The sequence below is a fragment of the Bradyrhizobium sp. USDA 241 genome, from assembly GCF_049739505.1.
Lineage (GTDB): Bacteria > Pseudomonadota > Alphaproteobacteria > Rhizobiales > Xanthobacteraceae > Bradyrhizobium > Bradyrhizobium liaoningense.
This window is the reverse complement of record NZ_JBMGPZ010000005.1, coordinates 2,325,736-2,349,180: the sequence shown is the minus strand read 5'-3', so window position 1 is coordinate 2,349,180 and position 23,445 is coordinate 2,325,736. Positions and strand designations below refer to the sequence as shown.

Annotated in this window: 23 protein-coding genes, 1 tRNA gene and 3 pseudogenes; 9 read left to right on the top strand and 18 right to left on the bottom strand. The window is 63.8% G+C overall.

What is annotated here, in order from left to right:
• Window positions 1–4 precede the first annotated feature (4 nt).
• Window positions 5–1,570: a S10 family peptidase gene (locus tag ABIF91_RS33090; RefSeq protein WP_028180046.1), complete on the bottom strand. Its 1,566-nt coding sequence runs from the start codon at window positions 1,568–1,570 to the stop codon at window positions 5–7.
• Between the two features lie 240 nt (window positions 1,571–1,810).
• On the opposite strand from ABIF91_RS33090, the gene ABIF91_RS33085 reads away from it, so the two are divergent.
• The 6 genes and pseudogenes from ABIF91_RS33085 to ABIF91_RS33060 all read left to right on the top strand — a co-directional run bounded on the left by ABIF91_RS33085 (window position 1,811) and on the right by ABIF91_RS33060 (window position 6,307).
• Entirely contained in the window at window positions 1,811–2,590 is a 780-nt protein-coding gene (locus ABIF91_RS33085; RefSeq protein ID WP_028180047.1) for an NAD kinase, read from the top strand.
• Between the two features lie 74 nt (window positions 2,591–2,664).
• On the top strand, window positions 2,665–3,210 hold the full coding sequence (locus ABIF91_RS33080) for a response regulator (RefSeq protein WP_008549760.1): 546 nt from the start codon (window positions 2,665–2,667) through the stop codon (window positions 3,208–3,210).
• 42 nt (window positions 3,211–3,252) lie between these two features.
• A pseudogene (locus ABIF91_RS33075) lies at window positions 3,253–3,741 on the top strand (IS630 family transposase); the annotation flags it as partial.
• A gap of 49 nt (window positions 3,742–3,790) precedes the next feature.
• Window positions 3,791–5,017, top strand: coding sequence for an IS256 family transposase (locus tag ABIF91_RS33070; protein ID WP_038960272.1), 1,227 nt, complete (start codon window positions 3,791–3,793; stop codon window positions 5,015–5,017).
• A 73-nt stretch (window positions 5,018–5,090) separates the two neighbouring features.
• Window positions 5,091–5,687 (top strand): annotated as a pseudogene (locus ABIF91_RS33065) (IS630 family transposase); the annotation flags it as partial.
• A gap of 41 nt (window positions 5,688–5,728) precedes the next feature.
• Window positions 5,729–6,307, top strand: a complete 579-nt coding sequence (locus ABIF91_RS33060) for an Hpt domain-containing protein (protein WP_028180048.1) — start codon at window positions 5,729–5,731, stop codon at window positions 6,305–6,307.
• Window positions 6,308–6,400: 93 nt separating this feature from the next.
• Here ABIF91_RS33060 and ABIF91_RS33055 read toward each other — a convergent pair whose 3' ends face one another.
• The 4 genes from ABIF91_RS33055 to folE all read right to left on the bottom strand — a co-directional run bounded on the left by ABIF91_RS33055 (window position 6,401) and on the right by folE (window position 10,238).
• A complete protein-coding gene (locus ABIF91_RS33055) occupies window positions 6,401–7,576 on the bottom strand; it encodes a DUF2336 domain-containing protein (protein WP_028180049.1) in 1,176 nt (391 codons plus the stop codon).
• A gap of 287 nt (window positions 7,577–7,863) precedes the next feature.
• A complete protein-coding gene (locus tag ABIF91_RS33050) occupies window positions 7,864–8,883 on the bottom strand; it encodes a lytic transglycosylase domain-containing protein (RefSeq protein WP_424579613.1) in 1,020 nt (339 codons plus the stop codon).
• 215 nt (window positions 8,884–9,098) lie between these two features.
• The gene (gene hisI, locus ABIF91_RS33045) at window positions 9,099–9,521 is read right to left on the bottom strand and encodes a phosphoribosyl-AMP cyclohydrolase (RefSeq protein WP_028180051.1); all 423 of its coding nucleotides are present in this window, start codon (window positions 9,519–9,521) and stop codon (window positions 9,099–9,101) included.
• Between the two features lie 27 nt (window positions 9,522–9,548).
• Complete coding sequence (gene folE, locus ABIF91_RS33040; RefSeq protein WP_028180052.1) at window positions 9,549–10,238, bottom strand: GTP cyclohydrolase I FolE; 690 nt, start codon at window positions 10,236–10,238, stop codon at window positions 9,549–9,551.
• Window positions 10,239–10,490: 252 nt separating this feature from the next.
• Here folE and ABIF91_RS33035 point away from each other — a divergent pair, with 252 nt between their 5' ends.
• Entirely contained in the window at window positions 10,491–10,946 is a 456-nt protein-coding gene (locus ABIF91_RS33035) for an iron-sulfur cluster assembly scaffold protein (RefSeq protein ID WP_024340718.1), read from the top strand.
• A 115-nt stretch (window positions 10,947–11,061) separates the two neighbouring features.
• Here ABIF91_RS33035 and ABIF91_RS33030 read toward each other — a convergent pair whose 3' ends face one another.
• Window positions 11,062–11,961 (bottom strand): hypothetical protein, encoded by a 900-nt coding sequence (locus ABIF91_RS33030; protein ID WP_028180053.1) that lies wholly within the window; start codon window positions 11,959–11,961, stop codon window positions 11,062–11,064.
• A 230-nt stretch (window positions 11,962–12,191) separates the two neighbouring features.
• Between ABIF91_RS33030 and yidD the strand changes: the two genes are divergently transcribed.
• Together yidD and ABIF91_RS33020 are read left to right on the top strand one after the other, a co-directional pair.
• A complete protein-coding gene (gene yidD, locus ABIF91_RS33025) occupies window positions 12,192–12,530 on the top strand; it encodes a membrane protein insertion efficiency factor YidD (RefSeq protein ID WP_424579612.1) in 339 nt (112 codons plus the stop codon).
• Between the two features lie 92 nt (window positions 12,531–12,622).
• Window positions 12,623–12,829, top strand: coding sequence for a hypothetical protein (locus tag ABIF91_RS33020; RefSeq protein ID WP_028180055.1), 207 nt, complete (start codon window positions 12,623–12,625; stop codon window positions 12,827–12,829).
• Between the two features lies 1 nt (window position 12,830).
• Here the strand turns inward: ABIF91_RS33020 and ABIF91_RS33015 are convergent, their stop codons facing one another.
• The 12 genes and pseudogenes from ABIF91_RS33015 to plsX form a co-directional block, all read right to left on the bottom strand.
• Window positions 12,831–13,787 (bottom strand): PDR/VanB family oxidoreductase, encoded by a 957-nt coding sequence (locus tag ABIF91_RS33015; RefSeq protein ID WP_028180056.1) that lies wholly within the window; start codon window positions 13,785–13,787, stop codon window positions 12,831–12,833.
• Entirely contained in the window at window positions 13,784–14,305 is a 522-nt protein-coding gene (locus ABIF91_RS33010; protein ID WP_028180057.1) for an MOSC domain-containing protein, read from the bottom strand. Before ABIF91_RS33010 ends, ABIF91_RS33015 begins: the two co-directional genes overlap by 4 nt.
• 50 nt (window positions 14,306–14,355) lie before the next feature.
• Window positions 14,356–14,841: pseudogene (locus ABIF91_RS33005) on the bottom strand (MFS transporter); the annotation flags it as partial.
• 9 nt (window positions 14,842–14,850) lie between these two features.
• Window positions 14,851–15,915: an IS630-like element ISRj1 family transposase gene (locus tag ABIF91_RS33000; protein ID WP_026192128.1), complete on the bottom strand. Its 1,065-nt coding sequence runs from the start codon at window positions 15,913–15,915 to the stop codon at window positions 14,851–14,853.
• Window positions 15,916–16,127: 212 nt separating this feature from the next.
• Window positions 16,128–17,471 (bottom strand): IS1380-like element ISBdi2 family transposase, encoded by a 1,344-nt coding sequence (locus ABIF91_RS32995; protein ID WP_424579611.1) that lies wholly within the window; start codon window positions 17,469–17,471, stop codon window positions 16,128–16,130.
• Between the two features lie 290 nt (window positions 17,472–17,761).
• A complete protein-coding gene (locus tag ABIF91_RS32990) occupies window positions 17,762–19,105 on the bottom strand; it encodes an IS1380 family transposase (RefSeq protein ID WP_424579610.1) in 1,344 nt (447 codons plus the stop codon).
• Between the two features lie 406 nt (window positions 19,106–19,511).
• Window positions 19,512–19,820 (bottom strand): hypothetical protein, encoded by a 309-nt coding sequence (locus ABIF91_RS32985; RefSeq protein ID WP_028181282.1) that lies wholly within the window; start codon window positions 19,818–19,820, stop codon window positions 19,512–19,514.
• 154 nt (window positions 19,821–19,974) lie between these two features.
• Window positions 19,975–20,052 (bottom strand) — tRNA-Pro (locus ABIF91_RS32980).
• A gap of 113 nt (window positions 20,053–20,165) precedes the next feature.
• A complete protein-coding gene (locus ABIF91_RS32975; protein WP_028181283.1) occupies window positions 20,166–20,738 on the bottom strand; it encodes a MerR family transcriptional regulator in 573 nt (190 codons plus the stop codon).
• Window positions 20,739–20,761: 23 nt separating this feature from the next.
• A complete protein-coding gene (locus ABIF91_RS32970; RefSeq protein WP_028136003.1) occupies window positions 20,762–21,106 on the bottom strand; it encodes an integration host factor subunit alpha in 345 nt (114 codons plus the stop codon).
• Window positions 21,107–21,239: 133 nt separating this feature from the next.
• On the bottom strand, window positions 21,240–22,220 hold the full coding sequence (locus tag ABIF91_RS32965) for a beta-ketoacyl-ACP synthase III (protein ID WP_284283065.1): 981 nt from the start codon (window positions 22,218–22,220) through the stop codon (window positions 21,240–21,242).
• Window positions 22,217–23,278 carry a phosphate acyltransferase PlsX gene (plsX, locus tag ABIF91_RS32960; protein ID WP_028181285.1) on the bottom strand — a complete coding sequence of 354 codons (1,062 nt, stop codon included), beginning with the start codon at window positions 23,276–23,278 and terminating at the stop codon, window positions 22,217–22,219. Before plsX ends, ABIF91_RS32965 begins: the two co-directional genes overlap by 4 nt.
• Between the last annotated feature and the right edge of the window lie 167 nt (window positions 23,279–23,445).

The window sequence follows — 23,445 nt, the reverse complement described above, 5'->3', positions numbered from 1 at the left end:
TGCTCTATTCCCTGATCATCGCCTCGACCTCGCTGCGGAACGCCTGCCGCGATCCGTCGCGCGAGTAGAACATGTGGCCGCCGGGATAGACGACGAACTTCACGCGTTGCGTCACGAAGGCCGGCAGCTGGTCGAGCACCCGCTTCGTTCCGAAATAGGGCGTGGCGAGGTCGAACAGCCCGTGCCCGACCAGGACGTTCAGCTTCGCATCTGTGGCGAGGATCTGGCGCAGCTCGGACACCGATTGCGGCGGGTTGATGCCACGGCCGAAGTCCCAGTTGCCTTCCACGGCGCCGTTCAGGACTTCGTAGGAGCCGTCGGGCCGCCAGTTGAGCTTGCGCGTCAGCACGTCGACCGCTGCGCTCGTCAGCGGCGCCTGCAGCGAATCGCCGGAGGGATCGCCGAAGCGTGAGCTGCTGGAATCCGGATAGGGATCGAAGCCACGCACGGAGGCGTCGTAGCGCCCCGTCACCTTGCCGTTCTTGCGGTCGAACTCGCGACGGAATTCACCGACATCGAAGCGGCCGGCGAGCCTGCGGCTCACCGCCTGGTCGATGCCGGTGAGCTCGGCGACCTTGTAGGCGAGGCGATTGGTGGCTTCCTTGTCCGCCTCGCCCTTGACGAGGTCGGTCAGGAATTCGCCGCGCGCGTAAGCCTCGACGTCGGCGAGGTCGGCGCGCTTGACCGGTCCCTTGGCCTCGCGCGCCACCGCGACATAGCTCGGCAGTGTCGCGACATATTGCAGGAGGCTGGTGCCGGTGAACTCGCGGAAATCCAGCAACGGCGACACCATGATCAGTCCTCTGACGCCGACACCGTGCTGAAGCTGCAACTGGCGCACGACCTTCGGGCCGCGAATGCCGCCATAGCTTTCGCCGGCGACGTATTTCGGCGAGGTCAGCCGATCATGTTTCTCCAGCCAGCGGCGGATCACGAGTGCGATCGAATTGGCGTCACCGTCGACGGAGTAGAAGGATTTTCGGGCGTCCTCGCTGCTGGCGACAAATCGGCTGTAGCCGGTGCTGACGGGATCGATGAAGACGAGATCGGTGAAGTCGAGCCAGGTCTCCGCGTTCGGCTTCACCTCGGGCGAGGCCGAGGGCGACAATGCTTCGCCATCGAGCGGCAGACGCCAGGGACCGGCCGCGCCGAACTGAAGCCACGCCGAGGACGCGCCGGGGCCGCCATTGAACAGGAACGTCACGGGGCGCGTGGCGCGGTCGGCACCATCCAGTTCGTAGGACGTGTAGGCGATGTCGGCCAGCGGCTCGCCCTTGCCGTCGAACACGCGGATAGAGCCGGCGGTCGCGGCGAAATTGAGGGTTCGGCCGGGCAGATCGAGCGTCTGCTTCGTGGTCGAATCCGGCGGGAGACGGTGCAGCTCGGCCGCCGACGGCGACGCCTGCGACGCGTTCTGCGGACCGCCGCGACTACCTTTCTGCCCGGACGGAGCAGCTGTCTCCGGGCGCGGCTTCGGCGGATCGTCGGCGCGCGCAAATCCAGCAAGCGCGAAAGCCGAGACCGCCAGCACCAGGACCGTTCGACGGAGCACCGGCAAATTCGTGACCATGATCGTTCTCCCTGCCCGGCTGTGACAGCCGGTGAGGACAGAAAGGTTAGCCCGGAATTGCGACGCTTTGGGGAATCCTTGGTCTGGCGGGGGCCTGAACAGGTTCGCAGAGGGTCAAATCACCTGGAGCGACAGTCTCCGTCAGCTTTGGAGGGCGGTCCTCCTCGACAATGCAGGCCCACCTCGTATAGACGAGCCCGGCGGAACTTACTCGAGCCAGCGGCACCTGCCCGGGAAGCCATGACAAAGCCCTCGCGATACGACCGGATCGCCTTCGTCGCCAGCCCAAGCAGCGAGGCGCAGGCCGCCTTCGGCCAGCTCACCAGGGATTATGGCAATTGCGACCCGAAGGATGCCGACATCGTCGTCGCGCTCGGCGGCGACGGGTTGATGCTCCAGACGCTGCACCAGAACATGCACACGGGAAAACCGATCTACGGCATGCACCGCGGCACGGTCGGCTTCCTGATGAACGAGTACTCGACGCACGATCTGCGGGCGCGGCTCGAGGCCGCGCATGAATCCGAGATCAACCCGCTCCTGATGCGCGCGACCGACATGCATGACCGGGTGCATCTGCACCACGCCATCAACGAGGTCGCCCTGTTCCGGCAGACCTACCAGGCGGCGCGCCTGAGGATACTGATCGACGAGCGCGAACGCATGTCCGAGCTGATCGCCGACGGCATCATGGTGGCGACGCCGGCGGGCTCCACCGCCTACAATCTCTCCGCCCAGGGACCGATCCTGCCGATCAACGCCGCGCTGCTGGCACTGACACCGATCAGCGCCTTCCGTCCGCGCCGCTGGCGCGGCGCGCTGCTGCCCAACACGGCCTATGTCGTGATCGAGGTGCTGGAGGGCGAGAAGCGTCCCGTCGCGGCGGTCGCCGACCACGACGAGGTCCGCGACGTCCGCCGCGTCGAGGTGCTCTCCGACAGGACGATCTCGATGCGGATGCTGTTCGATCCCGGCCACAGCCTCGAAGAGCGTATCCTGCGCGAGCAGTTCGGCTACTGAGCCCCGGTCGCAACGCTTCGTTAACTCCCGGCGCGATATGGTTAACGAAGGTTGACCGCTTTGGCCCGGGCGTCATGTTTCGCATCGACTTCAACAAGCTGCGCTTCCTCGTCTGCGACGACAATCCGCACATGCGCCGCATCCTGCGGACGCTGCTGCATTCCTTCGGCGCGCGCGAGGTCTATGAAGCCGAGGACGGCGCCACGGCCCTCGAAATGTACAGCCATTACGTGCCCGACATCGTCATCACCGACTGGGCCATGCCGATCTTCGACGGGCTCGAGCTTGCGCAGATGATCCGGCAGCCCGAATCGAAGGGCAACCCCTACGCGCCGATCATCATGCTGACCGGCCACTCCGAGAAGCGTCGCGTCACGGTCGCGCGCGATGCCGGCGTCACCGAATTCCTGGCCAAGCCGATCTCGGCCAAGGGCCTCTATCAGCGCATCCTCAACGTGGTCGCCAATCCCCGCCCCTTCATCAAGACCAAGACCTATTTCGGGCCGGACCGGCGCCGCAACACCAACTCCGCCTATATGGGACCCGAACGCCGCGTCGGCGAAAAGCACGAGGTGCTGCAGCAGCCCTCGCTGCTCGACAAGGCCCGCTCCTCCATCTAGTACCCACTTTTCTTGGAACGTGAGTCGTGATTCAAGGTCGGGATGATACCCGAAGCAAGAGAAGTCCACCTTTCGAGGAAAGATCGCAAGGTGCTTGAGGCGTGCTGTCGCTCACCGGTGACGTTGCAGCGCGATTTGAAGCGGGCGCGGATAGTTCTGTTGGCGGCGGATGGGCGCAGCACCCGGTCGATCGCCAAGGAAGTTGGGGTCCAGCCGCGGATTGTCAGCCTTTGGCGGCATCGCTATGCCGACCATGGCCTTGAAGGGCTGCAAGACAAGCCGCGGCCTGGCAAGCAGCCGATCTATACGAAGACGACCGACAAGCGGATTCTGAAGCTGCTGGATAAGCCGCCACCGCAAGGGTTTGCGCGCTGGACCGGCCCCCTGCTGGCCGAGGCGCTGGGCGATGTCGATGTCCAATATGTCTGGCGGTTCCTGCGCAGCCACAAGATTGACCTGGTGGCTCGCAAGTCCTGGTGCGAGAGCAACGACCCGAACTTTACGGCCAAAGCCGCCGAGAGGGTGTCAGTAACTCGGTGTAAGATGGTTTCTGTGAGTTTACCTTTGACAGGAGACTCACATGGCTACGGATTTTTCACCTGAGATTTTGGACCAGCTTCTTGCCGGGGGCAGCCTCAAGCCAGAAGACTTAGCCGGCGAAGACGGGCTTTTCAGACGACTGAAGAAGGCGCTTCTGGAGCGCGCACTGGGTGCGGAGCTGACCCACCACCTTGGCTATGAGAAGGGCGACCCGGCGGGCCGCGGGTCGGGCAACAGCCGCAACGGCACAAGCAGCAAAGCGCTGTTGACGGACGACGGCGAGATCGAGATCGAGGTGCCGCGCGACCGCGCCGGCACGTTCGAACCGGTGATCGTCGCGAAGGGCCAGACCCGCTTCGACGGCTTCGACGAGAAGATCATCAGTCTCTACGGGCGGGGCATGACGGTACGGGAGATCCAGGGCCATCTGGCCGAGCTCTACGGCACCGAGGTGTCCCCCGATCTGATCAGCAAGGTCACCGACGCGATTCTCGACGAGGTCCGCGAATGGCAGAGCCGGCCGCTGGAAGCGATCTATCCGGTGGTCTTCTTCGACGCGCTCAGGGTCAAGATTCGCGATGAGGGGATGGTCAAGAACAAGGCAGTCTACGTCGTGCTGGGCATCACTGCATCGGGCGAGAAAGACGTGCTCGGGCTTTGGATCGAGCAAACCGAAGGCGCCAAATTCTGGCTCAAGGTCATGAACGATCTGAGGAACCGCGGCGTCGCCGACATCCTGATCGCCGTCGTCGACGGTCTGAAGGGCTTTCCCGAGGCGATCAACAGCGTCTTTCCCAAGGCGATGGTCCAGACCTGCATCGTGCATTTGATCCGCAACAGCCTATCCTTCGTGTCCTGGAAGGATCGCAAGGCGATCCTTCCCTCGATCAAGGCGATCTATCATGCCGAGAATGCCGACGCCGCTCTGCTCAGGCTCGAGGACTTCGAAGCCGAGTGGGGCAAGCGCTATCCCGCGATCGGGGCGGCCTGGCGCCGGGCGTGGGAGCACGTCATTCCGTTCTTCGCCTTCGCGCCGGAGATACGCAAAATGATCTATACCACCAACGCGGTCGAGGCGCTGAACCGTTCGCTGCGCAAGATCATCAAAACACGCGGCAGCTTCCCCAACGACGAGGCGGCGATGAAGCTGCTTTACCTCGCCATCAGAAATGCCGGCATCCATTGGCGACGACCGGTTGCATGGACGGCCGCAATGGGCCAGTTTGCCATCCAGTTCGGCGAGCGCTTTGCAGGCTCAGCGGACTGACCCCATGGGGTCAGTCCGCTGACCCCGCAAACCCCTCACAGAGACGCTCTTACACAAAACTTCTGACACTCCCGCCGCCGATGTTGTCGGCCTCTATGTCGCGCCGCCGGCGAAGGCCATTGTGCTGTGCGTGGACGAGAAGCCCTCGATCCAGGCTTTGGAGCGAGCGCAGGGTTATCTGAAGTTGCCCAATGGCCGCGCCTTAACCGGCCAAAGCCACGATTACAAGCGGCATGGCACCACAACATTGTTTGCGGCGCTCGAAGTCGCCACCGGAAAGATCATCGCGACCCATTCAAAACGCCGGCGCCGCGTCGAGTTTCTCGATTTCATGAACAGCGTCACCGCGACTTTTCCGAACCGCAAGCTTCACGTCATCCTCGACAACCTCAACACCCATAAAAAGAACGAGGACTGGCTCAAGGCCCACCCCAACGTGCAATTTCATTTCACGCCGACAAGTGCGTCATGGCTCAATCAGGTCGAAGTATGGTTTTCCATCTTGCAGGGGCAGTCGCTCAGCGGCACCTCCTTCACGAGCCTCAAGCAGCTTCAGGAACACATCGATGCCTACGTCAACGCATACAACGACAGAGCCGAGCCCTTCGTCTGGACCAAGAAAAAGGTCCGTCAACGCCGTTTCAAAGGCCGCCGTATCACTCAGCTCTGATTCCGGGTACTAGCGCAACGTCTTCAGACGAGGCAGGTATCATGGCGAAGAACAGCGCAAAGGACATCGAGGTCAAGGCCTTCGCCACGCACCACGTCATCACTCAGCCCAACCCGCTCCGCAAGGTCCTGCGCCGCGTCGAAGAAAAGGACATGGACGATCCGGTCGGCCGCGCCGAACAAGCGCTCGCGAGCCTCTCCGGTGAGTTCAAGGACTGGATGGCGATCGAGGTCCAGAGACTGTCCACCGCCTGGACCGCCGTGCAGAAGGATGGCTTCACGAAGAAGCTGCGCGACGAGCTGTTCCACGCCGCGCACGACATCAAGGGCGATGCGGCGACGTTCGGCTTTCCTTCGGCAGCGGGAATCGCCGAGAGCCTGTGCCGCGTCATCGAGCACGCGCCAGATCTGGAAAAGGTGCCGGCCGAGCTGTTCACGCACCACATCAATGCCATTCTCGCCATCGTGCACGAGAACACCAGGCTCGACAGCCTCAGCGTCTCCGCCGAGCTCAGCCGCCGCCTGCGCAAGGTCGCCGACGACTATCTCGCCAACGTCAACCGCGACCGCCCCGAGCATCTCGAGGTCATCCTCGCCCCGAGCATCGCGCCGGTGGAATGAGGGCCGAACTCTCCACTCTCGTCATTGCGAGCGCAGCGAAGATCCAGACTGCCTCCGCGGCGGAATTCTGAATTCCTGAGCTTGTGGATCCGGCTACGCCGCGATCAGATCGTCATAGAGCGGATCGACCGCATCATCCGCAACGAGCCCGTCGCAGAACAGCCGTGCCTCCTCGCGCGCGGATTCGGTGGCAAAGCGGCGCAGCAGGACCATCAGCGGCTCAGTGGCGCCCCGGTCGGTCTCGCAGTGGGTGAGCACGCGCTCGACCATGCGCCGGCGCAGCCGCGCCGCGCCGTCGTCGCTATCGACGAAGCCTTGCTCGTGGCAGGCATCGAGCGCGACCTGGAACGCCGCAAACGTCGCCTCCGGAAGCCCGGCGCGACGGAGCAGCGCGTGCAGACTGTTGCCGCCGCGATCGTGCAGCAGCGCGGAGACACGCGCCAGCGGCAGATCGGCGAGTTCGGCGAGGGCCGCGTCGAACAAATCGAGATTGCCCGAGAGCAGTGCACGCAGGATCAGCCCCGCGGTCAGCTGGCCGGTGATGCGCAAATGCCTGACCAGGCCTTGCATGTCCTCGCCGCGCGAGCGCGCCGCGATGTTCATGGTGGAGCGATCACGTGCCTCGATCGTGATGCGGTCAGCACGGTCGGCGGTGAGCCAGTTCCGCGCCACGACGAATTGCGCCAGCGTCTCCGAGAGCTTTGCCACCAGCGCCGCGCGCGTTGAGGACGGCAGATCCTCCAGCACCAGCATCGCCTCGCGGATCGCGGCGAGATGGCCGTGGCGCTCGACGATGCGGTCCCAGGAGAACGGGGCGAGTTCGGCGTGGGGATTCTCGATCAGCTCAAGTGCGGCAGCTGCGCAGCCGACTTCGGCGATCGCGGCGCACACCGACACCGGCAACGCGTTGCGGCGGGCCACCGCGCATTGCACCTCCTCGTTGCCGGTCGCGACGATGTCGACGAGGTCGGCGTCGATCAGCAGCGGGGAATGTTCGAGCACCGGCAGCGCGACGGTCGGCTGATCCGTCGACAGCGCCTGCACGATCGCGGCCGGCGCCTCGCCGCTGCGGGCAAAAGCCTCGGCCATCGCCTGCCGCACCAGGGGCGAGGGATCGTCGAGCAGCATCAGAAGCGCGCCTTCGGCGGCGATGCGGTCGTCTGCAGAAAGGTCTGAGATCAGCCAGGCCCGCGCCAGCGCCCGTGTCGCCTCGGCCCGCTCGCCTGCGGGCGCCGTCCTGATCCAATTAATGAACTGCCGAACAATCATCCTGCTTCCGGCTTACACAAACAAACGAAAAGAGTGACGGCTCGTCACCTGCAACACAAAATAAACCATGACGCTCAACAAAGCGTTCACCATAACTGACTGGTTTTATTGACGTTTTGTTAATGGAACAAAAGCGCTACCCACACGTGCGCCGACAGCAACGCACGCCTTCGGCGAATGCGCTGCTGAGCCGGGGGCCCAGAATTTCGAGAGGAGTTCGCAGCACTGGTCCCGGCTCAGCGTAGCAGCGTTTCACGCTGCAGCGCGTCCGGGACACGAGACGGCGACTAGCTCGAGAACGTGCCGCTACGATCGCTGAAGAGATCGAGCGGCTGCGGCGGCCGCACGTCCGGCGTCGCCGACGCCACCGAGGTCAGCGAGGCATTGTTGCCCCATAGTTTCTGCACCGTGGTCGAGACCGGCTGCGTGGCATCGCCGGGCTGATAGATCGAACGAAACACCGGCGTGCCCGGCGCATTGTCCGCGAGCGTCGCCGGCGAGGTCGCACTGACGGGCGTCGCGGCGCGTGTGTTCGGGAAAGTCTGAAGATAGACGGCATTGTCGATCACCGGCGCCGTCGGCTGCACGCCGATCGCACTCGCGACCTCGGTGGTCGACGGCGTGTCGCCGTACATCGCCATCGCGCTGCGCGTCACTTTCGAATTGGCGGCACTGGCGTAGCGTGCGTCGAGCACCGAATAGACTTCGGAGACACTGCGGGCGCGGCCGTCTTTGGCGTAGAAGATCGAGCGATTGGCGGACGCCGCGTTGGGAAACAGCCGCGCACCGACCGCCTGCGGATTGTCCTCGGCATTGGCGATCAGCCTGGCCGCGCCGCCGACACCCATGAAATGCGCCATATAGAGCTCGCTGTCGGACGGCCTGCGGCCGAGCAGGCCGGTGAGCTTGAAGTTGTTCGACTGAGTCAATGCAGCCGCCATGCTGGAGGCGGCTTCGGGGTCGTCACGCAGCTTCATGATCGACCGCTTCATCACGGGATCATCGACGGTGTAGGTGCCGGCCGAGGTTCTGGTGATGGCGTCGGCGTAGCTGCCATAGCCGAGCTGGGTGCCGGCTTCCTTCACCGTGCCAAGCCAGGTCTGGTCGATGAACTGGTAGAGTCCGTGCGCGGACGAGGTGGTGGCCCCCGCCGTCGGATCGAAATCCGATTCCATCTTGGCGGTGGTCAGCATGTACTGGAAGCTGACGCCGGAGATGTTCGAGGCCTGCTTGATCGCACCGGCGACACGCGCGCGCGACGGATCGAGTCCGACCGTCTGCGTGGCACTGGAATTGTCGATCGACATGATGAAGTGCCCGCCCCGCGCGGCATTGAGCGACGCCGGCAATTCGGCGCCCGTCGTCTCACCGTGGGACAGGCATGGTTAATGCGGGGTTAATTCAGCCCTCACTGTCATTCCGGGGCGCGCGCAGCGCGAGCCCGGAATCCATCGCAAGGCATTACGCGCGGCCGAATGGATTCCGGGCTCGCACCTGCGGTGCGCCCCGGAATGACAGCGAGTTATTTCTTGTAGACCGCGTCCGGATCGAACAGCCGCTCGGCGTCGGCGAACACCAGCTTCGCTTCCCCGTCAGCTCCCTCGACCTTGCGATAGAAGCAGGACCGGCGCCCGGTATGGCAGGCCGCGCCGACCTGCTCGACGCGGATCCAGACCGCGTCCTGGTCGCAATCGGTGCGCATCTCGACCACGCGCTGGGTCTGACCTGAGGTCTCACCTTTTCGCCACAAGGCATTGCGCGAGCGGCTGAAGTACCAGGCATCGCCGGTCGCGATCGTCTTGCGCAGCGCCTCCTCGTTCATGTGCGCGACCATGAGCACGTCGCCGGTGGCGACGTCGGTCGCGACGCATGTCACGAGGCCGCTGGCATCGAACCTGGGCAGGAAGGCGAGACCTTCTTCGATCTCATGGGAGTGAGCGGACACAGGAGCCTCGCGAGTCTACTTGCGAGGTCAGCGCGTGCCTCGCACCAGGGACAGGAAACGGGCCTGCTCCGCGGGGTTGTCGCGGAACATGCCGGTGAAGCGGCTAGTGAACGTGGAAGCGCCATGCTTGGCGACGCCGCGCACCGACATGCAGGTATGCTCGGCCTCGATCAGCACGGCAACGCCGCGAGGCTTGAGAACCTCGTCGATGGCCGCTGCGATCTGCGCCGTCAGGTGCTCCTGGGTCTGGAGCCTGCGGGCGAAGATGTCGGTCAGGCGCGCAAGCTTGGACAGGCCGACGACACGCTCCACCGGCGTATAGGCGATGTGCGCCTTGCCGTAGAACGGCATCATGTGATGCTCGCACTGCGAGGTGAATTCGATGTCGCGCACCAGGACGAAGTCGTCATAGCCGGCGGTCTCGCCAAAGGTGCGGTCGAGCACCTCGGCCGGGCATTGGTGATAGCCCTGATAGAGTTCGTCGAAAGCTTCGACGACACGGCGCGGCGTGTCGAGCAGGCCCTCGCGCTCGGTGTTCTCGCCGATATAGGCGAGCAACGTCTTCACCGCGGCTTCCGCCTCGGCGCGTGCCGGGCGCGGCTGGTCAGCGCGAACGGCGGCAGCAAGGAATTCTGCAGGATCAAGCTCGGCCGGGCGGCTCTCGGGCGGCCGGTCGGAGGGCTTGTTGGGGCGGATGGATTTGATTGCAGCGTCCATATCGACTCCGTTCGACGGCCTTGCGGCCGGAGTGTCACCGGCAGACGGGGCGGCCAAGCCGCCGGACGCCTGAACAGAATAAATTTCGGCGGAAGGTCCTGAGGCGATAACGCCGGCAGCGCATATCTGATCACCGCCACCGCACCGCTGGACTGTTTTTCCACCAGTTCCGTCTCTATATAGGACCGTGGGCGGCGCCCGCCAAGGCCGATCCGGCCCGGAAGTGGCTGTGGACGTGTTGGACTCCATCACATGCTGAACGACATCTACAACAAGCGGATCATCGAACTGGCCGGGAATATTCCGCGCCTCGGGCGGCTGTCGGACCCCGACGCCTCCGCCACTGCCCACTCCAAACTGTGCGGATCGACCGTGAAGGTCGACCTCAAGATGAATGGCGATACTGTCACCGACTTCGCGCATGACGTGAAGGCGTGTGCCTTGGGTCAGGCCTCTTCATCTATCATGGCAAGTCACGTGGTCGGCTCGACTGCGAGCGAACTCCGTGAGTTACGCGAAACCGTTCGCAAGATGCTGAAGGAGAACGGCGCGCCTCCTGAAGGCAAATGGGAAGAAATCAAGTTCCTCGAGCCGGTCCGCGACTACAAGGCGCGCCATGCCTCGACGCTTCTGACCTTCGATGCCGTGGTCGATGCCATCGGCCAGATCGAAGCCAAGGCCAAGCAGCCGGCCGCTGCGCAGGGCTGATCCCAAGCCGATGTCATTCCGGATCGCCCAAAGGCGAGCCCGGAAATCATGCGCTCCAACATCTGGATTCACGGTTCGTCGCTTCGCTACGCCTCGGAATGACCGTGCGGGGAGCCTACTTCGGCGTCGCCGCAGCCGGCGCGGCCACGCCACCCGTCGGCACCAGGGCTTCCGCCGTCTTGGTCGATTTGGCAGGCTGCGCTTGCTCCGGTTCCGCGCCGAACCTGGCCTGCGTCTTCGGTACCAGCTCCGCCATTGCCGGCGCTGAAATATCCACATGCGGGAGCACATCAGCCACGAGATCGGTCGTGACCAGATTGGTGAGCTTGAGCTCGCCGGCGTCGAGTTCGTGCAGGTCTTCCCAGGGCGGAACACTGAGCGCAAGCGACAGCAAGTCGCCTGCGCCGCCCATGTCGAATGTGTATTTGGCGAGCCGGCCGATGTCGCGCTCCACGATCATCAGATCCTGCGCGCTGTAGCTCGCCACCTTGGCATCGTCGGCCCGGTCGCCCATCCAGATCTGGTGGACCCGGACATGGGCGGCTTCCGGCACGTAGCGCTTCTTGCCGGCGAGCAGCAGGAACACGCACATGGATTCGCAATAGGCCTCCGGCGCCACCGCGGGGCGGGTCGACGGCCCGCCGCGGAGGCTGATGCCGACCGTGGTCAAAAGCCCGAGATTGCGAAAGCGCCGGCCGAGCGTGATCGCGTCATTGACGGACCCGCCGCTCGAATCCAGCACGACGGTCGCGCCCCCGAGCTGGCGTCCGCGCGAAAACTCTTCGAATTCCCTTGGCGTGTCGGCGGTGATGATGCCGACCGCGCTGACCCAGCCGCGGCAGTTCGGCTCGCAGGCGACCCAGCTGAACTTCATCGGCAGCTTGCGCTCTTCGAGGGTGTTGCCCGCCCGGGCCGACGACCCGAAAGTCGCGACGGCGCCAGCCAGCGCGATTCCACAGACGGCGGTTCCCACCAGCAACCAGCCGCGAAGATTGAGCGACGTCAGACGTTTCAAACTGGTCCCTTCCCCAAGCCCCAAGGCGATTCAGGCAAGCCCCGTTTTGCGCGTTCAATGAGTCTACACATGAACGTCACAAAAATGGTATCCGGGGGAATACAGATCGTCCAGAGATACTTGCTGCACTGCTCCCAAAAAGCACGCAAAATAGGGCGCGCAAACAACAGCTTACGGTTCCCTGCGCCGGAACCGGGCAAGTCCTGGCTTAAGGTCGCAGCAAAGCGCACATGAAGCATTCAGCCTGCGAGCATTGTTCCAGCTCCGTCGACGGTGTGCTCCGGCTGCCGCGCAGATTCGGCCGCGCGCTGATCTGGCTGTATCGGCATACATTGTCGCCCCTAGTCGGTTACAATTGCCGGCACTTGCCGACATGCTCCGTCTACGGCGATGAGGCGATCGAACGGTTCGGGCTCTGGGCCGGCGGCTGGTTGACGCTCGCGCGCCTGCTCCGCTGCCATCCCTTCGGCACGTCCGGCATCGACAACGTGCCCCTCGCCGCGCCGCAAGGCGCACGCTGGTATCTGCCCTGGCGCTACGGCCGCTGGCGCGGGGTCAATGCACCCTGATGGAGGCTGCGGTGCTGGTGCATCGCCGCCCCTGACCGGAACCGGCACTTTCCGCTCGCGTTGTTTCGATTCTCCCACGGGAGGAAACAACAATGCGCTGGAAAATCAGCCCTCATTTTCACTTCCGGCCTGGTCCGAATTTCGGTCACAGGGGACACGATCCCAGAACCATCGACCTGCTCGCCGTCATCGCGCTGCTCGCACTCGTCCTCGGCTCAGGCTGGTATCTGGCGAGGAGCTTCGCGACACAGCCAAGCACGACGACGTTCATCGTGCCGAGCCAGAGCGTGCATTGGTAGCTCAGAGATCCAGCACCAGCCGCTCGGCATCCGAGCCCGCCACGCAAACCATGAGATAGCGTTCGCGTTCATAGGGCGACAGGATGCGGTCGCGGTGAACCGGCTTGCCTTCGATCCATCCGACCTTGCAAGCGCCGCAGATGCCGCCGCAGCAGGAGGCCGCGATGTCGATGCCTCCCTCCTGCAATGCGGCCAGCATGGTCTGGCCGGCCCGCACCTCGATCTCGGCGCCCGAGCGCGCCAGTGACAGTGTGAACGGCTTGGCGTCGGGATCGACGACCGGTGGCGGTGCGACGAACCGCTCGATATGGACACTCGCCGCGGGCCACGCTGCGGTCACCCGCTCGAAATCGTCGATCATGCTTTCCGGGCCGCAGCAGGCGACCATCGTCTCAGATCCACCCTCTCCGACAAGCGCTGCGAGATCGGGACGCCCGTTCCGGGACGTCCGATGCACGATGATGCGCCCCCCTTCAATCAGCGAGCCGAGATGCGTGGCGAGCGGCACCTCCTCTCGCACGATCAGATGCAGCGTGAAGTCGGCTTGCTTCGTTCGTTCGAGATGCCGCACCATGGACAGGAACGGCGTCACGCCGATGCCGCCAGCCAGGAACACGTAGCGCGCGATGCGAGCTTGGGGCTCAAGTCCGCCGCGTGGCAACGACACGCCGATGACATCGCCGACGCCGATTTCGTCGTGCAGCGCCCGCGAACCGCCGCGTCCATCCGCTTCGCGCTTGACCGCGATGACATAGCGCGTGTTGTCCGCGGGCTCGTTGCACAGCGAATAGGTACGGACCAGCGCGTTCGGCAGATGCAGATCGATATGCGCGCCGGCTTTGAACGGCGGCAGTTCCCACCGGTCGGGATCGGCGAGCGTGAACAGTTTGATGCCTGCCCCCGCCTCCTCGATGCCGGTGACGACCGTCTTGACCGTCGTGATCGGTCGCGCGCTCATGCCGCATTCCGCACGGTATCGCCGACCCTGACGATGCCGCCTTGCAGGATCTTGCAGTTGAGGCCGGAACGATTGATCAGGGGATCGAAGATCGCCTTGCCCGTAATCTCCTCGATATGCCGGCACGGCACCGACAGCCGCGTTGCTTCCAGCAGGGTCTCGCCCAGCCAGAAGCGGCGGCCGACGAGATGATTCAGCGGCACGCCCTCCACCGTGACGTTACGCCGATGCTCTTCCGGGCCCAGTTCGATCCCGGCGTCGCGCTTCAGCGCAACCAGCGTCTCGAGTTCGAACAGGGTGACCTGCCGGCCCTCTTCCGGCTTGTGCGAGTAAAACCCCTCTTCCTTGCCGATCATGTAGCGGTCGCCCTCGATTCCTTTTCCGGCGACGAGGGTGATGGTCTCGGCTGCGCGCATCGGCAGGAACGCGCGCGGGGTAAGATGAAGGAAGCGCACCATGCCGGTCCACCCGAGCTGTGCTGCGCCCTGCGCCGCACCGGCGCTGATCGTATCAAGCATGACAAATCCTTTTGAGAAGCCGTGGCGCCGCCGGCAGCGGCGCCGCGGGATCAGGTCAGTTCCTTGTTCGCCATCTCCGGCGCGAACGTGGTCGCGATCGCGGTGATGGCGGCGCAGGCGACGAGCAGCAGCGAGACCGGCCAGGTTGCGCCGCCGCTCCAGGCCATCAGAGAGGCAGCAATCAGCGGCGTCAACCCGCCGCTCAGCGCCGCACCGACCTGGAACCCGAGCGAAGCACCGCTGTAACGCAGCCGCGCGGTGAACAACTCGGAGTACCAGGGCGCGCCGATGCCGAACATGACCATCTGACCGAAGGTGATCGCGACCACGATGGTGCAGACAACGATGGTCGGATCGCGGGTGTCGAGCAGCCAGAACAGCGGGAAGGCGAACAGCGCCGAGAACAGGCAGCTCGCATAGAACATCGTCTTGCGGCCGACCAGGTCGGACAGCCAGCCGAACAGCGGGATAGCCAGCAGCGCGACCAGCGATGCGGCGAACGCCCCGTTCAGCACCACCGCGCGCGGCAGGCCTAGTACCCGGAATCAGAGCTGAGTGATACGGCGGCCTTTGAAACGGCGTTGACGGACCTTTTTCTTGGTCCAGACGAAGGGCTCGGCTCTGTCGTTGTATGCGTTGACGTAGGCATCGATGTGTTCCTGAAGCTGCTTGAGGCTCGTGAAGGAGGTGCCGCTGAGCGACTGCCCCTGCAAGATGGAAAACCATACTTCGACCTGATTGAGCCATGACGCACTTGTCGGCGTGAAATGAAATTGCACGTTGGGGTGGGCCTTGAGCCAGTCCTCGTTCTTTTTATGGGTGTTGAGGTTGTCGAGGATGACGTGAAGCTTGCGGTTCGGAAAAGCCGCGGTGACGCTGTTCATGAAATCGAGAAACTCGACGCGGCGCCGGCGTTTTGAATGGGTCGCGATGATCTTTCCGGTGGCGACTTCGAGCGCCGCAAACAATGTTGTGGTGCCATGCCGCTTGTAATCGTGGCTTTGGCCGGTCAAGGCGCGGCCATTGGGCAACTTCAGATAACCCTGCGCTCGCTCCAAAGCCTGGATCGAGGGCTTCTCGTCCACGCACAGCACAATGGCCTTCGCCGGCGGCGCGACATAGAGGCCGACAACATCGGCGGCTTTGGCCGTAAAGTTCGGGTCGTTGCTCTCGCACCAGGACTTGCGAGCCACCAGGTCAATCTTGTGGCTGCGCAGGAACCGCCAGACATATTGGACATCGACATCGCCCAGCGCCTCGGCCAGCAGGGGGCCGGTCCAGCGCGCAAACCCTTGCGGTGGCGGCTTATCCAGCAGCTTCAGAATCCGCTTGTCGGTCGTCTTCGTATAGATCGGCTGCTTGCCAGGCCGCGGCTTGTCTTGCAGCCCTTCAAGGCCATGGTCGGCATAGCGATGCCGCCAAAGGCTGACAATCCGCGGCTGGACCCCAACTTCCTTGGCGATCGACCGGGTGCTGCGCCCATCCGCCGCCAACAGAACTATCCGCGCCCGCTTCAAATCGCGCTGCAACGTCACCGGTGAGCGACAGCACGCCTCAAGCACCTTGCGATCTTTCCTCGAAAGGTGGACTTCTCTTGCTTCGGGTATCATCCCGACCTTGAATCACGACTCACGTTCCAAGAAAAGTGGGTACTAGCCCGTCCTATTCGTGAGAGTGCGGCTTTTGGGCCCGATTGATGCGGCCGCACATCTTGTCTGACGAGGCGCACAGGATTGCCTTCGGCTTTTCGCCGCCTGACGACCGGTACTTTGCAACGCGCTTGAGGGATGGGTTGGGCGAACGGGGGCGGACGCCCCGCCGGTCAAGGACCGAGCGGCAGCAGCGCGCCGGGCAAGCCGCAGATCAGGTCGGCTTCGGGACATGCCGCGGCAAACGCAAGGCGAATGCGGCTCGTGGTCTCGACGACACGGGCGGCGATTTTCAAGAGCCGAAGACGCAGCGTCGCGAACTCGGCAGCGGCCAATTCCCGGACTTTGGGAATGGCGTCGCGCACGGTCAGCATCAGCCAATAAGCGGCCGTATGGAGCACGAGACGGACCTGGTTGGCGAGCGCCGAACGGCAGCTGGTGCGATCGGAGGCGAGCTGCGTCTTATGCAGCTTGATCAGATTCTCGGCTTGGCCGCGCGCGCAATACAGGCTGTCGTAGATCCACTCGGCCGAGCCGACATCGAGGCTGGTGACGACGAAACGGATGTCGAGGCCGAGCATCGTCGCCTCAATACGGGCGACGGTGCGCCGTTCGCGATCCCAGGACTTTGCCTTGTGGCGCGTCTCGGTATAGCCACGCAGAACCGGCAGGTTCTCGATGGCGCGTCGGGTGCGGATGTCGTCGGCGACCTCGTCGATTTTTCTGGCGAGAGGCTTGGTGCCGGACAGACCGAAGATGTAGTCGATGCCGTTGGTCTCGCACCACGCCATGGCCTCCGGCCGGGCATAGTGCCCGTCGCCACGGAACGTAATTCGCGTGTTGTGCCACCGCGTGCGGATATGCCGTACCAGGCGGCGCAGAAGGGCACGCACCTCGACGCCGCCCGGCGTCTTGCCGGGCCTCAGCACGACCGCCACGGGACGGCTCTTCTCCGTGTCGTAGACGTGGATCGGCAGGAAGCAGCGTTCGTCATAATGAGCGTTGAACAGCGAGAGCTGCTGATGGCCGTGGACGACATCGCAGGTATCATCGATGTCGAGCGTGACGGATGCCGGCTCGCGCGGGTAGCTATCCATCCATGCGTCGACCAAAATGTAGGTCAGTCGGATCACGTCGCGCAGGCGCGGAGCATTCTCCAGCCGCGACAGCGTCGGTTGGGAACACAGATCGCGGCCCGTGTCCGGCAGCCGTCCGCAGGCCAGCTTGAATGCGGGATCGGACCGCAGATGATCGAGGTCGTCGGCGTCCTCGTAGCCGCAGCAGATCGCGAACATGCGCGCGCGGAACATATCGACCAGGCTGTGCACGACCCGCGTCGGATCGCGCCGATCCGGGAACACCCGGGCCAGATTGTCGGCCAAGCCGAGACGCCGCTCGGCCATCGCCAGAAGCATCACGCCCCCGTTCGAGGTCAGGCGACCGCCATCGAAGGCAGCTGTGACTTTCTTGGCGTGAACGGCTGGAAACGAGAAGGGCGGAATCGTATCGTCGGTCATGGCGGGCGTGGCGTTCGCGGTTGAAGGTGATGGGGTGGCTTCGCAACCGAATCCTACGCCGCATCAGCGCTTTACACCACGCTCGCCAGCCCTCAGGCGCACTCTTACGAATAAGACGGGCTAGCCCGTCCTATTCGTGAGAGTGCGGCTTTTGGGCCCGATTGATGCGGCCGCACATCTTGTCTGACGAGGCGCACAGGATTGCCTTCGGCTTTTCGCCGCCTGACGACCGGTACTTTGCAACGCGCTTGAGGGATGGGTTGGGCGAACGGGGGCGGACGCCCCGCCGGTCAAGGACCGAGCGGCAGCAGCGCGCCGGGCAAGCCGCAGATCAGGTCGGCTTCGGGACATGCCGCGGCAAACGCAAGGCGAATGCGGCTCGTGGTCTCGACGACACGGGCGGCGATTTTCAAGAGCCGAAGACGCAGCGTCGCGAACTCGGCAGCGGCCAATTCCCGGGCTTTGGAAATGGCGTCGCGCACGGTCAGCATCAGCCAATAAGCGGCCGTATGGAGCACGAGACGGACCTGGTTGGCGAGCGCCGAACGGCAGCTGGTGCGATCGGAGGCGAGCTGCGTCTTATGCAGCTTGATCAGATTCTCGGCTTGGCCGCGCGCGCAATACAGGCTGTCGTAGATCCACTCGGCCGAGCCGACATCGAGGCTGGTGACGACGAAGCGGATGTCGAGGCCGAGCATCGTCGCCTCAATACGGGCGACAGTGCGCCGTTCGCGATCCCAGGACTTTGCCTTGTGGCGCGTCTCGGTATAGCCACGCAGAACCGGCAGGTTCTCGATGGCGCGTCGCGTGCGGATGTCGTCGGCGACCTCGTCGACTTTTCTGGCGAGAGGCTTGGTGCCGGACAGACCGAAGATGTAGTCGATGCCGTTGGTCTCGCACCACGCCATTGCCTCCGGCCGGGCATAGTGCCCGTCGCCACGGAACGTAATTTGCGTGTTGTGCCATCGCGTCCGGATATGCCGTACCAGGCGGCGCAGATGGGCACGCACCTCGACGCCGCCCGGCGTCTTGCCGGGCCGCAGCACGACGGCCACGGGCCGGCTCTTCTCCGTGTCGTAGACGTGGATCGGCAGGAAGCAGCGTTCGTCATAATGAGCGTTGAACAGCGAGAGCTGCTGATGGCCGTGGACGACGTCGCAGGTATCATCGATGTCGAGCGTGACGGATGCCGGCTCGCGCGGGTAGCTATCCATCCATGCGTCGACCAAAGTGTAGGTCAGCCGGATCACGTCGCGCAGGCGCGGAGCATTCTCCAGCCGCGACAGCGTCGGCTGGGAACACAAATCCCGGCCCGTGTCCGGTAGGCGACCGCAGGCCAGCTTGAATGCCGGATCGGACCTCAGATGATCGAGGTCGTCGGCGTCCTCGTAGCCGCAGCAGATCGCGAACATGCGAGCGCGGAACATATCGACCAGGCTGTGCACGACCCGCGTCGGATCGCGCCGATCCGGGAACACCCGGGCCAGATTGTTGGCCAAACCGAGACGCCGCTCGGCCATCGCCAGAAGCATCACGCCCCCGTTCGAGGTTAGGCGCCCACCATCGAAGGCAGCTGTGACTTTCTTGGCGTGAACGGCTGGAAACGAGAAGGGCGGAATCGTATCGTCGGTCATGGCGGGCGTGGCGTTCGCGGTTGGAGGTGATGGGGTTGGCTTCGCAACCGAATCCTACGCCGCATCAGCGCTTTACCCCTCAGGCGCACTCTTACGAATAAGACGGGTTAAGTTGAAGAAAGATTGAGTGACTCCCGATCATTTCTGTGCCGAAACGTGGAGTCGCGGTCGTGCCGCGTCCAAAGAAACCGGCGCGAGCGGCCTATTAGACGCGGTAGGTGCTCAGCCTCCGAAACGAGACTATCAAGCATGAAGAGATCGAGCGCGAGGCAGAGGTTTTATTTGTGTTGAATTCTTGCTTCTCGATAGTGGTCTGAAATCGTATCATCGGTCATGGCGGGCGTGGCGTTCGCGGTTGAAGGTGATGGGGTGGCTTCGCAACCGAATCCTACGCCGCATCAGCGCTTTACACCACGCTCGCCAGCCTCTCAGGCGCCCTCTCGCGAATAAGACGGGCTAGGTTGTTGTTTACGATGACGGCGATGGCATCAATGCCGGTGTCTCCTCCGCTCCCTGTAACGAGGTCGGCTGGAGAGAAGGTCGAGTCACTGAAATGACGACGGACCGTCAGCCACGCCGCAAGATGCTCAAACCGGTCCTTCTCGGCCAAGTTCTCAATGCCGAATTGTCCGCTAAACTCGGTTAAGAACCCCTCTGTGACCTTGTCCAATTGCCCTCTCCCCGGGAAGTAGAAACCCGAGGAGGTTATATCCATTCAAGACACCTTCAAGGACCAGGCGCGGGAATTAGTTGTACTATCCTCATTGTTCAACAGAACGCCGCGAGAACGAAATCTGTAAACCAACTGTAAAAGGGGCGGTCGGGGTAAACCGGCCGCCGTAAAAGCGATTTGAAAAAATTGGGGAATTTGGTCGGAGCGAGAGGATTTGAACCTCCGACCCCTAGTCTCCCAGACTAGTGCGCTAACCGGGCTGCGCCACGCTCCGAACGACGTTCCATTAGCTAGGATCGCCGCTTTGCGCAAGGCGAGGCCGCAGCATTTTGGTGTATCCGCCCAAAGCACGCGGAACTGCCGGCAAGCCGGTTTGGACCACCGCCGCTACCCGTCCTTCAGCGCCTGATCCAGCATCTCCCGGCAGGCGACGAGGTCGGCGAGGGCCCGGCCGAGGCGCTCCCGGTCCAGCGCGCTGGGGCCGGCGGGCGCGGCTGCGGCGCCGCCCTTGCGGAAGGTGGTGAGGATCTCCTCGTCGTCGATCTCGCTGAAGCGGAAGTCGATGCCTTCCTCTTCGTCGCCCTGGTAGTCGTCATCGTCGGTGTCGGTGACGCCCTTGATGGGTGCCTCGGGCTCGATCAGGCTCGCGCCGATGGCGTCCTCGATGGCCCCGAACGAGACCGCGGCCGCGCTGTCGGCGAGGCCCTGCACCGATTTGACGCCGTGCTCCTTCAGGATCCGCTGCACACCGCGGATGGTATAGCCCTCCCCATAGAGCAGCCGGCGGATGCCCTTGAGCAGGTCGACGTCGTCGGGGCGGTAATAGCGGCGGCCACCGCTGCGCTTCATCGGCTTGATCTGGGAGAACCGGGTCTCCCAGAACCGCAGCACGTGCTGCGGAATGTCGAGTTCCTGTGCTACTTCGCTGATGGTTCGGAACGCATCCGGCGCCTTGTCCAAATGCCAAATCCTTTGCGAAAGGGTTACGCCTCTTGTTGAGCCTTGCTGGTGGCATCGCCATTGGCGCGGTGCTGGCCGTTGATCCGCTGCTTCAGGATCGCCGACGGCTTGAACACCATGACCCGGCGCGGCGAGATCGGCACCTCGGTACCGGTCTTCGGATTACGGCCGATGCGCTGGCCCTTCTTTCGGACCATGAAGGAGCCGAAGGAGGACAATTTCACCGTCTCGCCCTTTTCGAGGCAATCGGTGATCTCCTTCAGCACGAGTTCCACAAAAGCGGACGATTCCGTGCGCGACAGCCCGACCTTCTGGTAGACGGCTTCGCACAGATCAACTCGCGTTACGGTTTTACTTTGATCGGTCATCGCCCTGCCCCACATCACGGCGAACAATTGTTGTCTGAAATTATGAGGTTACGATACGGCGGTCAACAGCGCTCATCAATGCATACGCATCGATTATCGGCGCGAATTCCGGCAAAATTTTATCGACTGTGGCTTACCAGCGCAGCAGCGCGGAGCCCCAGGTGAAGCCGCCGCCCATCGCCTCCAGGAGAATCAGGTCACCCTTCTTGATGCGGCCGTCCTTGCGCGCCACCGCCAGCGCCAGCGGGATCGATGCGGCGGAGGTGTTGCCGTGACGGTCCACCGTCAGCACCACCTTTTCCGGCGCGATGTGAAGCTTGTGGGCGGAAGCGTCGATGATTCGCTTGTTGGCCTGGTGCGGCACGAACCAGTCGATGCTTTCGGCATTGAGCCCGGTCGCCTCGAAGGCGTCGACGATGACGTCGGTGATCATGCCGACCGCATGCTTGAAGACCTCGCGGCCTTCCATGCGCAGGTGGCCGACGGTCTGGGTCGAGGACGGGCCGCCGTCGACGAACAGCTTTGCCTTGTGCCGGCCGTCGGAGCGCAGATGCGTGGTCACGATGCCGCGATCGGTCGCGGCATTGCCTGGCTGCTCCTGCGCCTCCAGCACCACCGCCCCGGCGCCGTCGCCGAACAGCACGCAGGTGCCGCGGTCGTTCCAGTCTAGGATGCGCGAGAAGGTCTCGGCGCCGATCACCAGCGCGCGCTTGAAGGCGCCGGTGCGCAGGAAATTGTCGGCGGTGGCAAGCGCGAACACGAAGCCTGAGCACACCGCCTGGAGGTCGAAGGCCGCACCATGATTGATGCCGAGCCCGTGCTGCACGGCGACAGCCGTCGCGGGGAAGGTGTTGTCCGGGGTCGAGGTCGCCAGCACGATGAGGTCGATCGACTGCGCGTCCATGCCGGCATCGCTGAGCGCGGCCTGCGCCGCCTTGATCGCCAGGTGCGAGGTGAACTCGCCCTCGGCCGCGATGTGCCGCTCGCGAATGCCCGTGCGCTGAACGATCCACTCGTCGGAGGTGTCGATGCGGGCCGCCAATTGGGCGTTGGTCACCACCTGCTCCGGCAGATACGAGCCGCAGCCAAGCACGACCGAACGAATTTGAGTCACGAAACATCCTCCGGCGCGGGCTGCACGAAACTGAGTGCACCACCCTCGCGGTTGAGCATCTGATTGATCTTGTTCAGGAGATCGTAGTGAGCCATCTCATAGCCAACATCGATCGCATAGGCAAAGCCTTCGGCGTTGGTTCCGCCATGGCTCTTGACCACCACCCCCCTCAGTCCCAGCAGCACGCCGCCATTGGACTTGTTGGGGTCCATCTTGTCGCGCAGGGCCTGGAAGGCGCTGCGCGCGAAGACATAGCCGAGCTTGGAGAGCCAGCTCCGCTGCATCTCGTTACGGAGCAATTCCGCCATCTGGCGCGCGGTTCCCTCGGCAGCCTTGAGCGCGATGTTGCCGCTGAAGCCCTCGGTCACGATCACGTCGGCCAGCCCCTTGCCGATGCCGTCGCCCTCGACGAAGCCGATATAGTCGAGCTCCGGCAGGTTCCTGGCCCGCAGGATCTCGCTGGCCTCGCGGATCTCCTCGTGTCCCTTGATCTCTTCGGCGCCGATGTTGAGCAGCCCGACCGTCGGTCGCTTCTTGTTGAACAGCACGCTCGCCTTGGCTGCGCCCATGACCGCCATCGACACCAGATGGTGCGCATCGCCGCCGAGGGTGGCGCCGAGGTCGAGCACGACGGATTCGCCGCGCATGGTCGGCCATATCGCGGAGATGGCCGGGCGGTCGATGCCCGGCAGCGTCCGCAGGTGGAAGCGCGCCATCGCCATCAGCGCGCCGGTATTGCCGGCGGAGATCGCGACATCCGCCTCGCCCTTCTTGACCGCATCGATCGCGAGCCACATCGAGGAGGTCCTGCGGCCGCGCCGCAGCGCCTGGCTCGGCTTGTCCTCCATGCTGACGGCGACGTCGGTATGGACAATCCTGGAGGCGGCTCTCAGCTTCGGGTGCTTGTCGAGCTCCGGCTCGATCCTGGCGCGGTCGCCGACCAGCAGGAACTCGGTATCGCGATGCCTGCCTAGCGAGATGGCGGCGCCCGGAATGACCACGGCGGGGCCGACATCGCCCCCCATGGCGTCCAGCGCGATGCGAACCTTGCTTGGCATAAAAGTCCTGGAAACCTGGTCTGGTGCGGTGTTGAGCTAGCGGGGCCGCAAAATGGGTTCGCCACGGACATGGCGATCGGCCAAGCGCCACGCCGCACCCGGACCGGGGCGCGACAATAGCGTTTTGTTACCCCGAAACAACCTCTTGCCCCCAGCCTTTTGCATTG